This window comes from Chryseobacterium sp. UF-290 (genome assembly GCF_058245615.1).
This window is the reverse complement of sequence record NZ_JBSICB010000001.1, coordinates 38,913-55,842: the sequence shown is the minus strand read 5'-3', so window position 1 is coordinate 55,842 and position 16,930 is coordinate 38,913. Positions and strand designations below refer to the sequence as shown.

The window sequence follows — 16,930 nt, the reverse complement described above, 5'->3', positions numbered from 1 at the left end:
TTCAAAACGATTTGAATTTAGTATTCTATTAATATAACTTAACAAAACGAATAAAAAATGAAAAAAGTAACGGCAATCGGAGGTATTTTTTTTAAATGTAAAGATCCTGAACAGGTAAACGATTGGTATAAAACACATCTTGGGGTAGAAACCAGCCCGTATGGAGCCAAATTTGACTGGAAAGAAGTAGATTCTGATAAAAAAGGATATACGCTATGGAGTCCTTTTAAGGAATCTACCCAATATTTTGAACCATCAGCAAAGGATTTTATGATCAATTACCACGTGGAAAATATTGAAGCATTGGTAGAAGAGCTCAAAAAAGAAGGAGTGACCCTATTGGATGAGGTGTCAACCTATGAATATGGGAAGTTTGTACACATTATGGACCCGGAAGGAAACAAGATAGAACTGTTTGAACCGGCAGGAGAGTAGAAATCAACCGATCTCCTACAAAATAAAGAGCTGCTTCCATAAGGGGCAGTTTTTTATAGGTTGAATAATCATTAATCTTAAAGATATATTTTCCTTTTATAATTTTAATCCTGTCTTTTACCAGGCCGGTAATGCTTCTACTGGCCTCGTAGATGAGAACTCATATATGACCCATAATAAAATTTTTGACAACTCTTTTTATTTACGATAGGATGGGGCTATAGAAAATTATAGATTAATAATTAGGGAAAAAATAATTCACCTGATTTTTAGTCTATTATTAAGTTTTGTTAAAATTTGTTCTCTAAAAGTTTTGCAGAAATTAAAAATCATTCTATATTTGCACCACTGAAAACGACGGTACTACCGGAGTTCAGGGAGAGTTGGCAGAGTGGTCGATTGCGGCAGTCTTGAAAACTGTTGACTGTAACAGGTCCGGGGGTTCGAATCCCTCACTCTCCGCCAGTTGGGAAAACGAAAGTTTTCAAAAAGCATCAGAAAATAGATAAATCCTGCAAAATCAATGATTTGCAGGATTTCTTTGTATATAGCGACTGCTACAGTTTTCAAAAAACTCGAAATCTTTGTGGTAATATTGTGACTTTACGCAGATGGGCTACTTCATTTGCGTTTCCATTTTTATGTAAAAGAAGATTTTTAGAACGCTCCATTCTTTTATGGATAATATTAGGAATAAACAGTCATTTTATAAAGATGCTTAAACCCTTTTTTCAGATGATAATCGTTCATTCCAACCAAATGTGCCAAATTCTTTATAGAATGTGGTTCTGTTAAATGATTATCAATAAACTCTTTTTACTTCTTTTGTTTTATTCTCAAAAAAAATTAAAAAAAATTCTAGAAGCTAATTGTACTGCATTTATACTGTATATCAGTAGTTTGAAAGGGGAAAAAGATAACACATATTCGGATCGGATCGTTAAAGCTTTACGTTTAATCAACCAGGAATTTCATCAGGAAAAGAAAGTAAGTTCTTATGCAAATGCCGTCAGCTTAAGTGAAAGAAGATTGAACGAAATCTGTGTGAAAAACACTGGACAAATCGTAAAGCAATTGTTAATAGACAGTACTATAACCGAAGCCAAACGTTTGATTTCCTCCAAGAAAAATTCCGTTAAAGAAATTGCATATCATCTAGGGGACAATGATCCGGCTTACTTTTCAAGATTTATTCCGTAAGAAAACGCAATTTACCCCCGAAGAATACAAGAAAGTTTTTCGATAGTGCTTCACTAACTTTTTATTATTTTTAAGTCATAGTATCTAGATATAAAATTTAAATACTGTTTATATTCTATAAATTATTTTATACTAGAGTGGATTTGTATTTGATATATTTGTATATACAAGAAAATACCAAATACAATTACCCACCTCTATAGAATTCATTTCAATTAGTTTGCCTTTATAGCAAAAATATAGTTTTCCCCATTATCATTGAGGGATGTTGATGCTGTATTTCCAAACCCTCTTGAATTTGCATCCCAGACATATAGCCTTTGGGAATTTGCTGTAACATCAACTCTAATAATTCCTGAAGAAAACATTCCAAAACCTCCAGCACCAGCTGGACCATTGGATATCTGAGTTAATACAAATTTGTTATTGTTGATAAAAGTAAATCCAACTTCTTGTATTGCCGTAGTAGAACTTGATAAGGTAAATCTAGAGGCATACCGGCTATTAGCCCCACTGGCTCCATTTACAAGAAAGCCTAAAAATACAAACCATTTCCCTTGTGGTAAATCTATAAATGCATTCATATATTTATCCGATGATGTACCATAAGGAGTGTTAATACTCGGCGTAACACCATTAACATTGGTTACCGTAGAATTTCTCCATGTCCCTATACCGTTGGCATCAGATGTTAATACTCGGCCTTCACCCTGAGTACCATCAACAATTTTCAATGCTCCGTTTATATTACCATTATTAATGTCAAGTTTTGTAGTTGGTGTAGTAGTACCAATTCCAACATTCCCAGATGCTGTTATAGTAAAATCATTTAGTTGTTGTGCTGCAGAGGGTACGCCTGAACTAGGATTATCTTTTGCAGCATCAACATTAAAAACCCCTTGAGGATTAGACGTATGTATTCCAACCTGAGCATTTGATAAGCTAAAAAATAAAATAAGAAGTAATTGTAATTTTTTTTTCATTTGAATGTTTTTTTTGTTAATTTTTTTCTTATGTTTTTCTTTTTTATTACTTCAACCCTTTAATCTCCCATTCTTTATAGTTATGTTTTTTTTGTTTTATATGAAGTCTGCTATGAAAAAATTAAAAGAAAAGGAGGATAAAAAATGGAAGCACTTGTTTAGTTAATAGATTCAATTATACCTGATAGAGATACAGCTCCGTCCCCATTTGAGATAATACCATATGCTTTTTTATTCTTAATGTTTAGGATAACGGAAACTGTTGTGCCTTTGACTTTTTCATTACTAGTCTCATACCAAGACACCCAAACGATATTGTCTGATATATTGAAGATGTTATAATTCTTTTCTATACCAGAGTCTCCTTTTTCACCACCTGCAAGACTTTGCCATGCTACTGTTCCATTTTGATTGAATGTATTTTTATATATTCCTCCTGCATAATCACCTTTTGTCCAGTGCCAGACAATGGTTTTTCCTTTAATATCGAACAGTGTCGCATTTGCTGGTTCTTGTTTTTTATTACATGAATATGTAAGTAAACTTAATGTTGCTGCAGCGAAAAAAAGACTTAAAATAATTTTTGGATATTTCATTTGTATATATTTTTGAGGTTAAAATTATTTGTGGATAAAAAATATAATGATCTGTTTTTTTAAGAGATATTTCTATATATAGATCTTTCATTAAGGGATTGAATAAAATACCAAGACTAATTAAAGCACTTTTTAAACAAAAAATTTCAGGAAACAAATTTTTATTTGAGATCAATTCACGAAAAGCAAAAAAAGTGTAATGATCAAATAGTAATTATTAATAGATTAAAATATCTGCTTCTTTTAAAATATTTGGCTTTTCTTAATCTGTTTTTATTGTACAAGGTTGGTAATGACATTGGGACTTATAATGCAGTCAGAGCACATTCAACTGAATTTCTTCATATATATATTTTCGTCAATATATTCTTCGTCATTAATGCCAATTTAAAAAAACATTTCAACTGCCTGGATTAAACATTCTTTTTCGACTATCAAAAATCTTCTTCTCAAAAAATATTCCTTATTATTAAAGAGGATTATCTTCTGAGTCTCCCTCTAACCATCTTCTCATTTGAACTCTATGAGCTGGAGTTTCTTGAACTCCTCCTGCGAGTATGTCTAGAAATTTATCCCATAGATTTTTTTTCTTAGAGGCTTCTTGTTTTAATTCATTATATGCTTGAATATATTCTTTTTCATATTTATAACCTTCTTCAATAGTAATATTTTTAGGCATATATTTTAAAACTTCACTTGTAAGCTCATCAATTTCTTCGGGTCTTAATTTTTCTATTAATGATAATTTAATATTAACTGTTTCAGCAATATCTAATAAATTTTCAAGATTTTCCCCAATTTTTCCCCAAATTTCGTCCCAATTTTGAAGTTTATCTCCAACAAATACAACTTGTCCTAGATTTTCCATTTCAGACAGCTTTATTTTAACAGTGTCAACATTGCTTTTGTATTTATTCCATGAATCTGAGAGTCCTTCGGTATCTTTATTCTTAAGTTTTTGTGATAAAACCTGCAATCTCTCTTTTAAAAGATTAACATTTTCAATTAAAATATTCTTTTCTTGTAACCATGTACTCATTAACTCTTTTTCAGCAATTATAATTTTTCCGGCATCCTCTATCAAATCCAATACTTCTTTGTCAAAATGTAAAATATCAGTTTCAATATCACCTATTTCATTAACTGTTTTTCTTATTGTTAATACCGACTTAATAATTGGATTAAATTTAGATTTTTGATTTTGTTCAAGATTTTGATTTTCCATTTTTATATATATTTTAAGTCAATTATACTATTATCTATAATTAATTTGATCATTTATACAATTACCTGAAATTTGAATGACATTTCTGGAATACTTTTATTTCCAATGACAAAAACATAATTAGACGCTGTTTCTCCAGAAATAATTTAGGGTTCAGTACTGCTATAGGAAATATCAGTACCTATATTTATTGTTTATATAATTTATTTCTAGCCCTATGGATGCATTGGAAATACTTCTATAATACGATCTTCTATGCAAATAATTTTCATATTAATAAGTTTATAAGATTTATTCAAATCAATTAAATGTATTGATGACAATACAATATTAATCTTGTTATTTTTCTACAAAAATCAATATATTTTTTTTGGTTAAACTTCACAATTGTGAATAAATAGAATATTTTTTTTGTTATTTTATAGTGATAATAATGAATAAAGGTAGTAGTAGAGTTGTTTCCTTTGTTAGGATATGATTTTTATACTCTTTTCTTTACAGAGTATAAAAAGGATCAGAAAAAATTTACAGTTTAAAGTTTAAGATCCAAGCAGTATCTTTAAGTGCTCAGAGAAGGCATTCAGCTTTAGGAAATTTAACCATAAAAAAGTATCAAAATTTAATGTCTAATCAATCTAAAAATGTAGCATAAAGAGTATATAAATTTTGTCTTAAAAATTGTCGCTAGTTCAAACAAGATCGCATGCCTTCTAAACTTTAATGAACCCACGTATTTCACTCGATTTTTAATCAAAAAGCGGCCTGGTATCTCAAGAGTTTCATAATACACAGTTCTATTAATGATTTTTTAGTGCATGATTTTCGCTTATTTGTGCAAGTAATTAAGGATAGTATTTATCTAATTTTACAGTACTATTAAATTCTTTCAAACAACGAAAATTTAAAAAGTCATCTGTTATAATTAATTTAAACCAATTTAAAATTAGTCTTTTGATCACAATAGATTACATCATTAATGATATATACGGTATACCTGAAGCTTCAATTGAAAGCATTAAGAGTCATATTACTGAAGTCTCTTTTCCAAAAGGTTATTTACTTATAGAAGCTGATAGGTTTGTTCCCTATGTTTATTTTTTAAAGAAAGGATTAGTTCGTGGATACTCAGTTAGAGATGATAAGGATATTACTTTCTGGTTTGGGTGTGAGGGAAATGTAATAGCTTCTCTGAGAAGTTATGTAGATGATCTGCCAGGCTATGAAAATATTGAATTATTGGAAAATTCTATTTTATACAAGATTAAGATAAATGATCTTAGAGTGCTTTTTGGTAGGGATATTCATATAGCTAATTGGGGGCGTAGATTAGCCGAGATAGAACTGATGAGAACAGAAGAACTCATTATTTCCAGGCAATTTAAAACAGCATCGGAACGTTACAAAGATTTAATTATGGATAGTCCGGATATTTTGAAAAGAGTTCAGCTCTCTCATATTGCATCTTATCTTGGTATTGCAGTTGGCAGCTTAAGTAGAATACGTACAGAAATAAAATAATCTTATTTTTTCACAATTGTGAAGTTTTATGAAAAAAAACATATATAAATTTGAAAAAAAACATTACTAAAAAAACAAAAATCATTTGAAATAAGTATCTATAAATGACAAACATTTAATTAAAACTAATATATCTTTTTATTAAATTGTCACGTTTTAATCATAAACATATTTTTACATGAAATCTGGACTTATACCATTTCATTTAATGCAATCAGATACATTCTTTAGTATTGAAAGAATAGAAAATGCTGATGAAAACTTTTTCAAAGAAACTCATAGGCATGATTTTTTTGAGCTCTTATGGTTTTTACAAGTCGATAAACATGATTTTCATTGGATAGATTTTGAAAAATATGATATTCAAAATAATCAAATCTATATTCTTACTCCCAATCAGACTCATCAGATGGATGTTGGAAAAAAGAAAGGTTATGTAATGACTTTTTCCATTGATTTTTTCAAGAGTTTAATAGATTTTCCAGCAAAGCTCCTTTTCAAGCCATTCTTTTTTGAACAGCAATTACAGAATTCAGTTTCCGAAGTATTAAATAAAATAACAACACTTGCTGAAGAAGAATATAAAAAGGATAACAGAAGAAAACTTCTTCAAGCATATTGTTCAGCATTTCTTCTTAATCTTCCATTACTTTATGATTCAAAATTTGTTTCAAATCATGATCGACTTTCACAGCTTTTAGAACTTGTAGATAAAAATTATAAAACTCAAAGAAAAGTCGATTTTTATGCGATTGAGCTAGCTCTTAGTGTTAGAAGATTAAATGAAATTTGTTTAGAGAATACGGGTAAAACTGTAAAGCAATTAACCGCAGATAGATTAATGGCTGAAGCCAAGAGATTAATCGCAGTACCATCTTTGACAATTTCACAGATTGCATATCTTCTAAACTTTAATGAATCTGCGTATTTCACTAGATTTTTTAAGCAAAAAAGCGGCCTGGCACCTCAAGAGTTTCGTAATATGCTAAATAGTTAAAAGTTCTATTAATGATTTTTTAGTGCACGATTTTCGCATATTTGTGCAAGTAAGAGAGGTTGGTATTTATCTAATTTTGCAGTATTATTAAATACTTTCAAAAATGAAATTTTCTAAATCCCAATTAAATGTAATCTACACGCTCTCTTTACTTACAGCTTTAGAAGCATTGAGTATAGATTTATATCTTCCTGCTTTTTATACTATGGCAAAGGATTTTAATGCCAGTGTTGAAAAAATTCAGATTTCCCTATCCATCTTTATTGGAGGTTTTGCAGTAGGTCAGTTGATATGGGGCTTTATCTCGGATAAATTTGGACGCAAGAAACCTTTATTACTGGCTACACTAATATTCATTATTGCCTCTTTTGCAATTTCTTTTGCCACCAGTATTGGAGAGTTATGGTTTTGGCGTTTTATTCAAGCCTTTAGTGGTTCAGCTGGTGTGGTAATCTCCCGAGCGATAGTAAAAGACAGTTTTAATAATAAAAATACAATTACAGTTTTTACCATTCTAAATATGCTCATGGGGATTGTTCCAATCATTGCCCCTATATTGGGTAATTTCCTCTTGAAAATGGGCCATTGGCAGTACATCTTTGTAGCGATTGGATTTATAGGAATGACAGCGCAGGTTATGATTTTAGCTTTCATAAAAGAGAGTTCATTTCAAAATCTTAACGCTACACATTCTACGGAAAGCTTATCGGATGCCCCGGATTTTAAATATGTCTTTCATGACCGCCAGTTTATCATTTATACGCTTATTGGAAGTCTTTGCTATAGTGCGCTGATGATTTATATTTCGGGCTCTCCCTTTCTTCTGATGGTAAAAGCAGGCTTTGACGAAACTCAGTATAGCTTTTTATTTGCTTTAAATTCAGTTGGAATAATTGGTGCATCTTATTTAGTCAATTTGCTCGTAAAACACTTTAAATTAAAGAGCATAGTAAAGACGGTAGCAATTTTACAGACAATTTTTGCCTTATCAATACTCTTCATGGCTAATATGAATTATTCTATTTACGCTGTCTTAGTTTTACTATTTCTATACTTAATGGCCGTAGGTATATTTTTACCGTCAACAATAGAACTCGCATTAGAACGACACCGTAAAAAAAGCGGAAGAGCCTCAGCCCTATTCGGATTTATTCAATTAAGTGTTGCTTTTGTATTTTCTACAATTATGGGCATTCTCCAAAAAGGATCAGAACTCCCTCTGATAGTTGGATTGCTTTTATGCGCAATTCTATCTGTGGTACTATCATTATTTGATTTTAGTAAAAAAGAGGATTGGAAAATTGTAAAGATGAAATGATGTAAGCTCATACTTTATAAACGAAAAATAAACACATTCTTTAGAATTTTATTACGACTAAAATGCAAAGCGGGTAGATAGTGGCCATAGTTTCAAGAAAAGAATATATCAGATCTCACTTTATTAGAGTATTCAGAAAAGCATCAAAAAATAGATAAATCATACAAAATCAATGATTTGCAGGATTTCTTTGTATATAGCGACTGCTATAGTTTTCAAAAATAGTCCAAAAGTTTGTGGCAATTTTAATGAGATTTTAAAATTGCCACAAAAATAAAATACAAAACGTTGCAAAAATACATTTAATTGATTTATAATGAGTGTGTTGTAAATCTAAACGTTAAGGTAAAATAAGCGGCTGATGTTTGGTTATATCCTATCTTATATTTCTTCGTACATCCTCTCGAAATAATTTCCCATACAAAACCCATTCATTGCTGGTTGGACTGATGTATTTCAGTGCCATTAAAATTAATAAAGTTCATTCGTTAGCAATTAGAGGATACAAGACTCATCCAAATTTGACTTTAGCAATAAGCTTTGCTGCAATTTGAATAAATTTTCATCTTTTTTTTCTTCTATTAGCTCCATCCTATCCAACTTATACTTTCAGATTAATATTATACTTTAGAGTACCTACTTTCAAAAGTATAAAATTGAATTTAAATTTGCATTATAATTTTAAAATAATGAAAATAGAATTTAAGAATAAGGGAGAAATGCAGGGGCAACTGGAAATATAGGGGCTAGAATTGTAAACCAACTCGCTAACACAGAACATCAACAGGTTTTATTGAGTTGAAATATTGAAGCTGCCACACATCTGAAAAATGATACCGTACATCTGATTAATACGGACATAGCCAATAAAGAAGAGGTGATTGCAAATACAAAAGATGTTGATGCTCTATTTTGGATGGCGCCGCCGCTGATAAACGTCTCTAGCCTTAAAGATTTATATCAAGCCGTAACCTTAGCAGGTATTGCAACAACTGCAATATCCTTTAGTCAGTTTATCGAACGAAAATTTAAATAAAGATAACACAACAGTTCATTAATCCGTCAAGCAAACATTAATTGAATTGAGCTCTATATTGGTGTGGACTTTGACAGAAATACCTAAAGAGCAGTATAGAAAGCAATTAACCCGAAAATGATTCCTGGTGAATTTGCTATTGCTACAGGCCAGTCACGTTTTGGTTTCTTAAGTAAGCCATACATTACCCAAAGGCTACAGTTAACTGCAGCTACCAATGGTTGCAGCCAGTCACCTTTATCCCCTTTAAGGTTGCTGCTGATCTGAGGAATATAGGAGATATACATTGCCATAGCAGTAATTGTTGCGACCCAACCTAAAATTGTAAAGAATCTACTGTTTTCCATAATCATTAATTTTGGACATATGCTTTAGCATGACACGAAATTTGTGCCAGAATGTTGATTTTTAAAAGCCAATCCAAGTAGTCTATACTGTTGCATTCTAAAGTCAGATTAGGAAATAAAAAAGAATCTAAAAAAGTTAAAAGCGGTATTAAGTGTTCGGTTGGAGTCCTCTCTCCCGGCAGAAACAAAATAAAGAGGCTGTCTCAAAAGTCAAATAATTCGGCTTTTGTCATTCTGACGAAGGAAGAATCTCATTGATGGTCAGTTGTTTGAGATTCTTCATTACATTGCATTACATTCAGAATGACACTTTTGAGACAGCCTCTTTTTATTTTCTATAGATTTTATTCCCCACTATTTCGGATCAGGCGCAAAACTTGGAGACCAGGCTAAAAATTGAGTCAATCTGAGCAGAAAAAAAAGTTCTATCTATAAAATAAGAGGTTGATAGCAATGAAACCGAAACAGAATTTGCTATAAATATTTTATAGACTGGATTATAATATTTACATAATGATCAATTGGGGTACTGCAAACTTTGTAACAGATGATAGTGCTTTTGCAAGTCAATTTTTCTTAAATTTACTAATGGGAAAAACTTTTGTTGGACGGCACAGGAGAAACGTATGAAAATCCCTACAGAATTAGATTGTAAAACTGGATTATGCTATGTTTGGTGAGAGGTATTATAAATCCAGGATTTAGTATTTTAAAAATAATATGGATAAAATAAGATACACCCAAACGTTAACTGCTGATCTGGTAAAAAGAGATTTATAACTGGATTGTAACAATAATCTAAGAAATTATGCATACTGAATTTTTAATATTTCCTGTGATAGAAACTGCCCGATTAAGTCTGAGGAGATTATCGATTGCAGATGCTGAGGCTATTTACGAACTGCGATCAGATCCGGAAGTAGCACGATTAACAGGAAAAGAACCTTTCACGAATGTAGATGAAGCGGTAGCGTATATACAAAAAATTGAAAGGCTGTTTGAAGAGAATGGTTGTGTGTTTTGGGCAATTTCCTATAAAGATTCTTCTGCTCTGATTGGTGCGATATGCTTTTGGAATTATGATACGGATAATAAGTCTATTGAAGTCGGTTATGAACTGCTTCCTGAATTTCAAAAGAAAGGCATCATGGCAGAAAGTTTATCTGCAGTCATTAATTTTGGATTTGAAAATATGAGAGCAGACCTGATCACTGCTTTCCCTTCCTCCCAAAACCCGACATCTGTTAATATACTGGAAAAACTGAATTTTAAATTAATGCCAGATACCTTTCAACATAGCCATCAAAATGTAGAAGGATTGCAAACTTATGTGCTTGATAATTTTGCTCAGGAGAAACCTGAAAGTGTACAGTAGTCCTGTTTAAGGATTATTCTAATACAAAATTATCTCAACATGACAGTTTTAAAATCATTATCTATATTCCTTCTGGCAGGTATATGTGAAATAGGTGGCGGGTATCTCGTATGGCTTTGGCTAAGGGAAGATAGGCCTTTTTGGTACGGTATTTTAGGTGCTTTTATCCTTGCTTTTTACGGGATAGTAGCCACATGGCAAACTGCCAATTTCGCCCGAACCTATGCGACTTATGGAGGTATTTTTATCGTGCTTTCATTACTGTGGGCATGGAAGGTAGATGTCTTTAAACCTGACCGGTATGATATTATCGGGGCATTGGTTGCACTTATAGGTGTTGGTATTATCTTTTATGCACCACGTTCTATGGAGCAGTAGTTTCAGGCGTGTACTTATATTTTGCTGGCATCTGCTGTCGATATTTGTAAATCCTGTATATTTGGCTTCTAATTTCAGGGTCAGTCAGGCTTTTCTGTAAGCCTGATGCTGTTTTTCTAAATTTTATGGCTGGAAATTAAAAAATATCTCTTTCAAATAATATTGAAAGAGATATAAAACCAATTTTTAATAAAATATTGCAGAAGTGAAGACTCTTACAGAACAGTATTTATCATTTCCAATTATTGAGTCAAGTGTGTTTCACAACAACAGTTTCAGGATAAGGCTTGATCTGATGAAAATGTCCTTCTAAAAAAGTACTGTAAGAAAGGGATGCCTTCACATTCTGCAATAATGCTTTAGTTTTCCATTTTGTGTATTTAGAATCTTTTAATTTAATCTCTGTGCAGTCATGTAGAAGTAATAGTTATTGGCATCTCTTGTAGCATGCCAGGTACAGTTGTACCATTCACCGTTATCAAATGTTATCATTGCATTTACATATTCAGCCTGCGTTCCGAAACCACATGCGAAATCATCATTACCATCAATATTATAGCTGTAATATCCGGCTTGTATATTGGTTCCGGCTCCTTGTGTGTAAGCGTCATTGGTAGAAAGTGATGATACATTATATGAAACCGCATTGGATAAGGTGTTGAAAAACTTAGGGCTTACACTATTATCACTTCCCCTGCTTTGCAGAAAATCCATTCTCAATCCGTTGATCACTATAAATCTTGACTTATCCGTTGCGTTTGCTAAAGTATATGCCTGATTTCTATTACTTATAGTTGATGTATTGGTTATGAGTTTACCATTCATACCATTTATAGTACCTGCTGTAGACCTGTTGGTAAATTCAGAAGCGGGCACCACTATTCTCACAGATTTAACTTCTCCTACAGCAAATGATGAGCTATTATTTCCAATAATGGCATTACAGTTAAATCCTAAAAAGCTTAAAGGAATTGTAGCGGTACTTGGAGAACTAAAATTCGGGGTTCCGGTTACAGAGTAGGTGATCGTACCGTTTCCGTTGTTGAGGGTGCCGGGATTTAAGGTGAATGTTAAACCATTTTGGGTAAAAGATGAAGCTCCCTGATAGCTTCCCCCGTTTCCATTGGAATACGGAACTGTAAGTGTTCCACTGTAAGGAACCCCTGATGTAAATGTTTGAGGAAATGCTGACGCGCCACTACAAGTTAAACCTGAAATACTGGGATTTATAGTAGTTGTATTGTTGATGGAACGCCATTCTGTGCCATTCCAGAAAACAAAGCCTTTATAGGTTAAAGTTGATGCCCCTGTATTATAGACAAGTAATCCTACGGCGGGAGCAAGAATGGTTGTTTGGTCGGTAGCGCTGGTAAGTGATACTCTTGGAATCAGAATACCTTTGTCAGCAGACGTGATATCCAGAATAGAAGATGAATCGGGGAGAGATGTTCCGATTCCGACGGCACCATTGTCTTTGGCAACAAATTCGGTTCCGGCTGCTCTTGCTGTTGATCCGTCTGAAAGAGTCCCCAATTTTACCATTGTATTTGAAGAATCATTTATCCATGCATCATTTGTGGTGTCAGAGCCTGTAATGCTTCCTCCAAAGCCAGTCCAGACAATTCCGTTCCAATAATAAAAACCTTTTGTAAAGGCTCCGCTATCTGCGACCAGATAAACCAACTGTCCGCTTACAGCTCCGTTGGTAATTAAATCTGAAACTCTGGGTACTAAAACCCCGTCATTTGCTGTAACAGGACCAAGATGATTTTTTCCTCTGATATCTAATGTAGATTCGGGAGTTGGTGTATTAATTCCCACTTGTCCAAATGCAAAGGTGCCTAATGAAAGTACGGTAATTGTTGATAATACTTTTTTCATTTCTAAAATGTTTTTATTTAATTAAATCTTATGTGCTTGTGTTCAGTCGGCGAAATTATCATGATTGAGAAGAAGAGCAGCAGAAAATGCTCACGTTAAAACACTTTGAGTCCCCCTTATTGTCCCTCAATATCATAAAGTGCTGATATATAAGTGTTTTAGGTTATTTAATTTCGTTAAAGAATAACATTAGATTTATGCTGGATTCCAGATTTAGCTTTTTTCGCAGTCTGTATTTGATAGATTCTATGGCTTTGTAAGTAGAATTTGTTGCTATGGCAATCTCTTTTGTGGTAAGCCCCAGTTTTACTAAAGCGCAAACCTCAAGCTCCGTATCATTAATTTTAGGACAAATCTCCTTAATTCTATTCACGAAAACTGAGTGGGTTGCCAAAAATAAAGGCATGAAGGAATTGTCTTTTCTGTTGATTGATTCAAAAATGTCAGCTAAAGCTGTTACTGAATGATTTTCATTTTGTATTATTTTGACTGACTCTTCTGATAAAGATTTGGTTGTAAACCAGAAACCAACAACATAATAGAAAAGCAATCCCATTGCGAACAGTGCTGTAGCACGAAGATAGCCGATATATACATTACTGTCTCCAAGTGATCTCAGCGTATTGTTTTGTTCTCTGAAAAGAAACAATAGGAAAGTGATGCTGCAGATGATTAAAAAGCATATAATGATTCTTTGCAGATCTTTAAATAAAAAAAGAGCATATAAAAATAACAGGCAAAAAACTGCTACAAAAAATAAGTCCAAAAAAAAATAATGACACAAAAAAGAAAAATATATGATCAGAATAATCATATCCGCAAACTTGAATTTTTCTCTGTTTGATGTGTTAATATTGAATAGTGTGATTACATTAAATACTAAAACGAATAAGGTGGGATATATTAGCATTTTCTTACTGCTGAAAAAGAAATCTGCTACGGATATAAAAAAGAAGATGATAGAAAGTGTAATAACTGTTTTGAATAATAATTTTGATTCTTCACGGGTAATTTTTTCTTTCATGTGCTTTTGGTAATAGAAGTTCTTGCGAATTAATTTTATAGCAAACATATAGTTTAGGGAGCCTGAGTGAAAACTAAGCATCACTCAAAAACCCTCATGCTAACCCTTGTATTGCCTTGATTGCAACAATGAGTTAGCAGTCAGATATTTAATTGCTATGAAAAAAATTAAGATTATCAAATAAAAAAGTAGAGCATGTTAAGAGCGGGGAGGGGGCTTAGAGATTGGGTATAGAATTATCAGCTTCCCCAAGATTTAATAGTGCAGACTAACTTGCTTTTGAAATAATTTTATTCTGTACTATTGTGTCTGATTCTTTTTCAGTGTAAACTCTTTCTTCCATTTCGCGATGGTATTTCTGCTCATTTTGAAATGAATTGATAGCTGAGAATTATTCAGATTATATTTTTTTTGATACTCCAGAATTTTAAAAATAGATTGATAATCATAAGAGCGAAGGCGCTGATTATCTGAAGATATTTCATGGCGTCCAAAAATTCTTTGATTAAGCTGAATAATATCTAATACACTTAATTCTTCTTTTGACAATATAGATGTACATTCATTAATCTTTTCCGGGAATTTTCTAACAAGAATATCAAAATAAATTTTTTTATAATAAGGCTGGCTTATTTTCTGTTTTTCTCTATCCATTTGTATAAGGTTGTTTTTGGGATGTTATAGTCTTCAATAATCTGACTTTTTGTTTTCTCCCCGCTTTCAATAAGCTCGAGCATAAAGTTAATGACCTCTTTCGTGTAAATATTTTTACGGAAGTATGGCATCTGAGTTCTGTTTTTTTCTTTATTGGTTCTTGAAGGCGGAGAATAAAGTATGAGATTCTGAGTATAAATTCTGAAAAAATCATACTCCAGAACCCGGGACCATTTTAAAAGAATTTCACAATCAAGGCTTTTAGCATTATACATGTCTAAAATATCCTGTTCCGAACAATTGAAAAATTTACAAAGCCGAGGCATTTCTATTTTGCATTCCAGAGATCTCATTTGAATCATCAGACCAATGTTTATATCTTTAAAATTCATTTCATTTATGTTTTATTAAAGGTTGAAAAAGAATAGAGTCTTTGATGCCTGAGAGGTTTCATCATTTGTGTTAAACAGACTATAAAGTATTCTTTTAATTAAAAAAGATGATGCTATTATACTGTAAAAATATTTCTATTAAAATTTTGTTTTCCTAGTATATGTCAAAATCTGTATGCTTTTGTTTTTTTAACAAACATGCTATTTTTTTATATAACTATTGTTTTTATTTTAATATTGCTGTTTTTATCATCATTTATCTTTATATAATGAATTATGTTTAATAATGTGAAAATTAATTTATATTTTCAATCATTTGCAACTTGACCATTTATTATTAAATTTGTAACTTACCTGTGCAAAATTAATGGATAAAAACAATCAAAAAATTTGAATCTAAATAGAATTTTTAATTTCATTTAGGTTTACAAAATATTGTAATTCAGTATTTTGCATAAGTTATTTTGAAAATTAGGATGGTGGCTGATAAAGAATTTCTGAATAAATCCGTAGATACACTGAAAAGGAAGCTTATTTCCCAATATGTGTACCTGATGTCTGGTATATTACTGGCCTATTCTGTTGTATTTTATTTTATTATTGAAGATTCTTTTTTCGCAGCCTGTACGCTTACCTATTCTGTGCTGATGCTTTATACGTTTATGATTATTCGTAAAAACTATAATATAAAAATGCTTGTCCATCTTTATATTTCCTATGCACCTTTATTTGCCGGGTTTATCATGCTTGATTTCTGGAAGTTTTCTGCAGCAACAGCCATGTGGCTTCTGCCCGTGCCGCTTGGAGCTCATATTTTTCTTGGAAAAAAATATGTATATATCTATTCTCTGTATATTTTACTGATCATAGCTGCCGTAAGTGTTCTTACCAGGCTATTTACCTTTGATTATTTCAGTCTGGATGACGTCAATACAATTGTAGCCTCAGACACTTTTGTAGGGATTTCCAATATTGCCGTATTCAGTCTTCTGATCTATTACAATGAAAAAATTAGAAAAGCAGAGATAGAGGAAAACCTTCTTAATAAGATCAGGTTTTCCGAACCCAAGGATCAGGTTGAGCAGATTCAGTCTGTTGAGAAAGATAAAACCGCTTATACAGATGATGAGAATGTAGAAAAATATAGTGCGATATTTAATGAAGTGAGAAGTGTTGTAGAAGAAAAAGCCTATTATAAAGATGTAGGTTTTACGATTTCTCAATTATCCAATATTTTGAAATCCAATAATTTATATATATCCAAATCCATTACGCTCAATGGGTTCTCAAACTTCAACCATTACCTGAATACCTGCAGGATTGAGAATGTGAAAAAGCTGCTTCGGGAAAATGATATCAGCAAAGTAACCCTGATGTATATTTATACGGAATCAGGATTTTCTAATCAGTCTACTTTTAACAGGGTATTTAAGCAGATTGAGGGGATAACCCCTTCAGAATATATATTGACTTTAAACGACGGAAAAAATAAAGACGTAGCTTTCTAGTCACTACCTTTTGTTTTTCACGGATTTATTTTAAATCAAATCAAAAATTCAATTGCTTTAATC

The 16,930-nt window shown here is 32.0% G+C and carries 16 protein-coding genes and 1 tRNA gene; 9 read left to right on the top strand and 8 right to left on the bottom strand.

Annotated elements, in window-relative coordinates; all coding sequences use genetic code 11:
- Positions 1-57: 57 nt before the first annotated feature.
- The 3 genes from AC4IF5_RS00245 to AC4IF5_RS00235 all read left to right on the top strand — a co-directional run bounded on the left by AC4IF5_RS00245 (position 58) and on the right by AC4IF5_RS00235 (position 1,635).
- On the top strand, positions 58-435 hold the full coding sequence (locus AC4IF5_RS00245; RefSeq protein ID WP_490730637.1) for a VOC family protein: 378 nt from the start codon (positions 58-60) through the stop codon (positions 433-435).
- 377 nt (positions 436-812) lie between these two features.
- A tRNA-Ser gene (locus AC4IF5_RS00240) sits at positions 813-900 on the top strand.
- 330 nt (positions 901-1,230) lie between these two features.
- Positions 1,231-1,635 (top strand): helix-turn-helix domain-containing protein, encoded by a 405-nt coding sequence (locus tag AC4IF5_RS00235; RefSeq protein WP_490730636.1) that lies wholly within the window; start codon positions 1,231-1,233, stop codon positions 1,633-1,635.
- A gap of 215 nt (positions 1,636-1,850) precedes the next feature.
- Here AC4IF5_RS00235 and AC4IF5_RS00230 read toward each other — a convergent pair whose 3' ends face one another.
- From AC4IF5_RS00230 to AC4IF5_RS00220, 3 genes are all read right to left on the bottom strand, one after another.
- A complete protein-coding gene (locus tag AC4IF5_RS00230) occupies positions 1,851-2,618 on the bottom strand; it encodes a hypothetical protein (RefSeq protein WP_490730635.1) in 768 nt (255 codons plus the stop codon).
- A gap of 158 nt (positions 2,619-2,776) precedes the next feature.
- Complete coding sequence (locus AC4IF5_RS00225; RefSeq protein ID WP_490730634.1) at positions 2,777-3,214, bottom strand: MoaF-related domain-containing protein; 438 nt, start codon at positions 3,212-3,214, stop codon at positions 2,777-2,779.
- Positions 3,215-3,683: 469 nt separating this feature from the next.
- Positions 3,684-4,439 (bottom strand): hypothetical protein, encoded by a 756-nt coding sequence (locus tag AC4IF5_RS00220; protein WP_490730633.1) that lies wholly within the window; start codon positions 4,437-4,439, stop codon positions 3,684-3,686.
- A gap of 951 nt (positions 4,440-5,390) precedes the next feature.
- Between AC4IF5_RS00220 and AC4IF5_RS00215 the strand changes: the two genes are divergently transcribed.
- The 3 genes from AC4IF5_RS00215 to AC4IF5_RS00205 all read left to right on the top strand — a co-directional run bounded on the left by AC4IF5_RS00215 (position 5,391) and on the right by AC4IF5_RS00205 (position 8,272).
- On the top strand, positions 5,391-5,957 hold the full coding sequence (locus AC4IF5_RS00215; RefSeq protein ID WP_490730632.1) for a Crp/Fnr family transcriptional regulator: 567 nt from the start codon (positions 5,391-5,393) through the stop codon (positions 5,955-5,957).
- Positions 5,958-6,135: 178 nt separating this feature from the next.
- On the top strand, positions 6,136-6,954 hold the full coding sequence (locus AC4IF5_RS00210) for a helix-turn-helix domain-containing protein (RefSeq protein WP_490730631.1): 819 nt from the start codon (positions 6,136-6,138) through the stop codon (positions 6,952-6,954).
- Between the two features lie 103 nt (positions 6,955-7,057).
- Positions 7,058-8,272 carry a multidrug effflux MFS transporter gene (locus AC4IF5_RS00205; protein ID WP_490730630.1) on the top strand — a complete coding sequence of 405 codons (1,215 nt, stop codon included), beginning with the start codon at positions 7,058-7,060 and terminating at the stop codon, positions 8,270-8,272.
- 1,119 nt (positions 8,273-9,391) lie between these two features.
- Here the strand turns inward: AC4IF5_RS00205 and AC4IF5_RS00200 are convergent.
- Positions 9,392-9,655, bottom strand: coding sequence for a SemiSWEET family transporter (locus AC4IF5_RS00200; protein ID WP_490730629.1), 264 nt, complete (start codon positions 9,653-9,655; stop codon positions 9,392-9,394).
- A gap of 808 nt (positions 9,656-10,463) precedes the next feature.
- On the opposite strand from AC4IF5_RS00200, the gene AC4IF5_RS00195 reads away from it, so the two are divergent.
- Positions 10,464-11,030 (top strand): GNAT family N-acetyltransferase, encoded by a 567-nt coding sequence (locus AC4IF5_RS00195; protein ID WP_490730628.1) that lies wholly within the window; start codon positions 10,464-10,466, stop codon positions 11,028-11,030.
- Positions 11,031-11,069: 39 nt separating this feature from the next.
- Positions 11,070-11,408 (top strand): YnfA family protein, encoded by a 339-nt coding sequence (locus AC4IF5_RS00190; protein WP_490730627.1) that lies wholly within the window; start codon positions 11,070-11,072, stop codon positions 11,406-11,408.
- Positions 11,409-11,798: 390 nt separating this feature from the next.
- Here the strand turns inward: AC4IF5_RS00190 and AC4IF5_RS00185 are convergent, their stop codons facing one another.
- The 4 genes from AC4IF5_RS00185 to AC4IF5_RS00170 form a co-directional block, all read right to left on the bottom strand.
- Positions 11,799-13,289, bottom strand: a complete 1,491-nt coding sequence (locus tag AC4IF5_RS00185; protein WP_490730626.1) for a phage tail-like protein — start codon at positions 13,287-13,289, stop codon at positions 11,799-11,801.
- 163 nt (positions 13,290-13,452) lie between these two features.
- Complete coding sequence (locus AC4IF5_RS00180; RefSeq protein WP_490730625.1) at positions 13,453-13,938, bottom strand: helix-turn-helix transcriptional regulator; 486 nt, start codon at positions 13,936-13,938, stop codon at positions 13,453-13,455.
- Between the two features lie 675 nt (positions 13,939-14,613).
- On the bottom strand, positions 14,614-14,967 hold the full coding sequence (locus AC4IF5_RS00175) for a helix-turn-helix domain-containing protein (protein ID WP_490730624.1): 354 nt from the start codon (positions 14,965-14,967) through the stop codon (positions 14,614-14,616).
- A complete protein-coding gene (locus AC4IF5_RS00170; RefSeq protein WP_490730623.1) occupies positions 14,943-15,359 on the bottom strand; it encodes a helix-turn-helix domain-containing protein in 417 nt (138 codons plus the stop codon). Before AC4IF5_RS00170 ends, AC4IF5_RS00175 begins: the two co-directional genes overlap by 25 nt.
- 479 nt (positions 15,360-15,838) lie before the next feature.
- On the opposite strand from AC4IF5_RS00170, the gene AC4IF5_RS00165 reads away from it, so the two are divergent.
- Positions 15,839-16,867, top strand: a complete 1,029-nt coding sequence (locus AC4IF5_RS00165) for a helix-turn-helix domain-containing protein (RefSeq protein WP_490730622.1) — start codon at positions 15,839-15,841, stop codon at positions 16,865-16,867.
- Positions 16,868-16,930 lie beyond the last annotated feature (63 nt).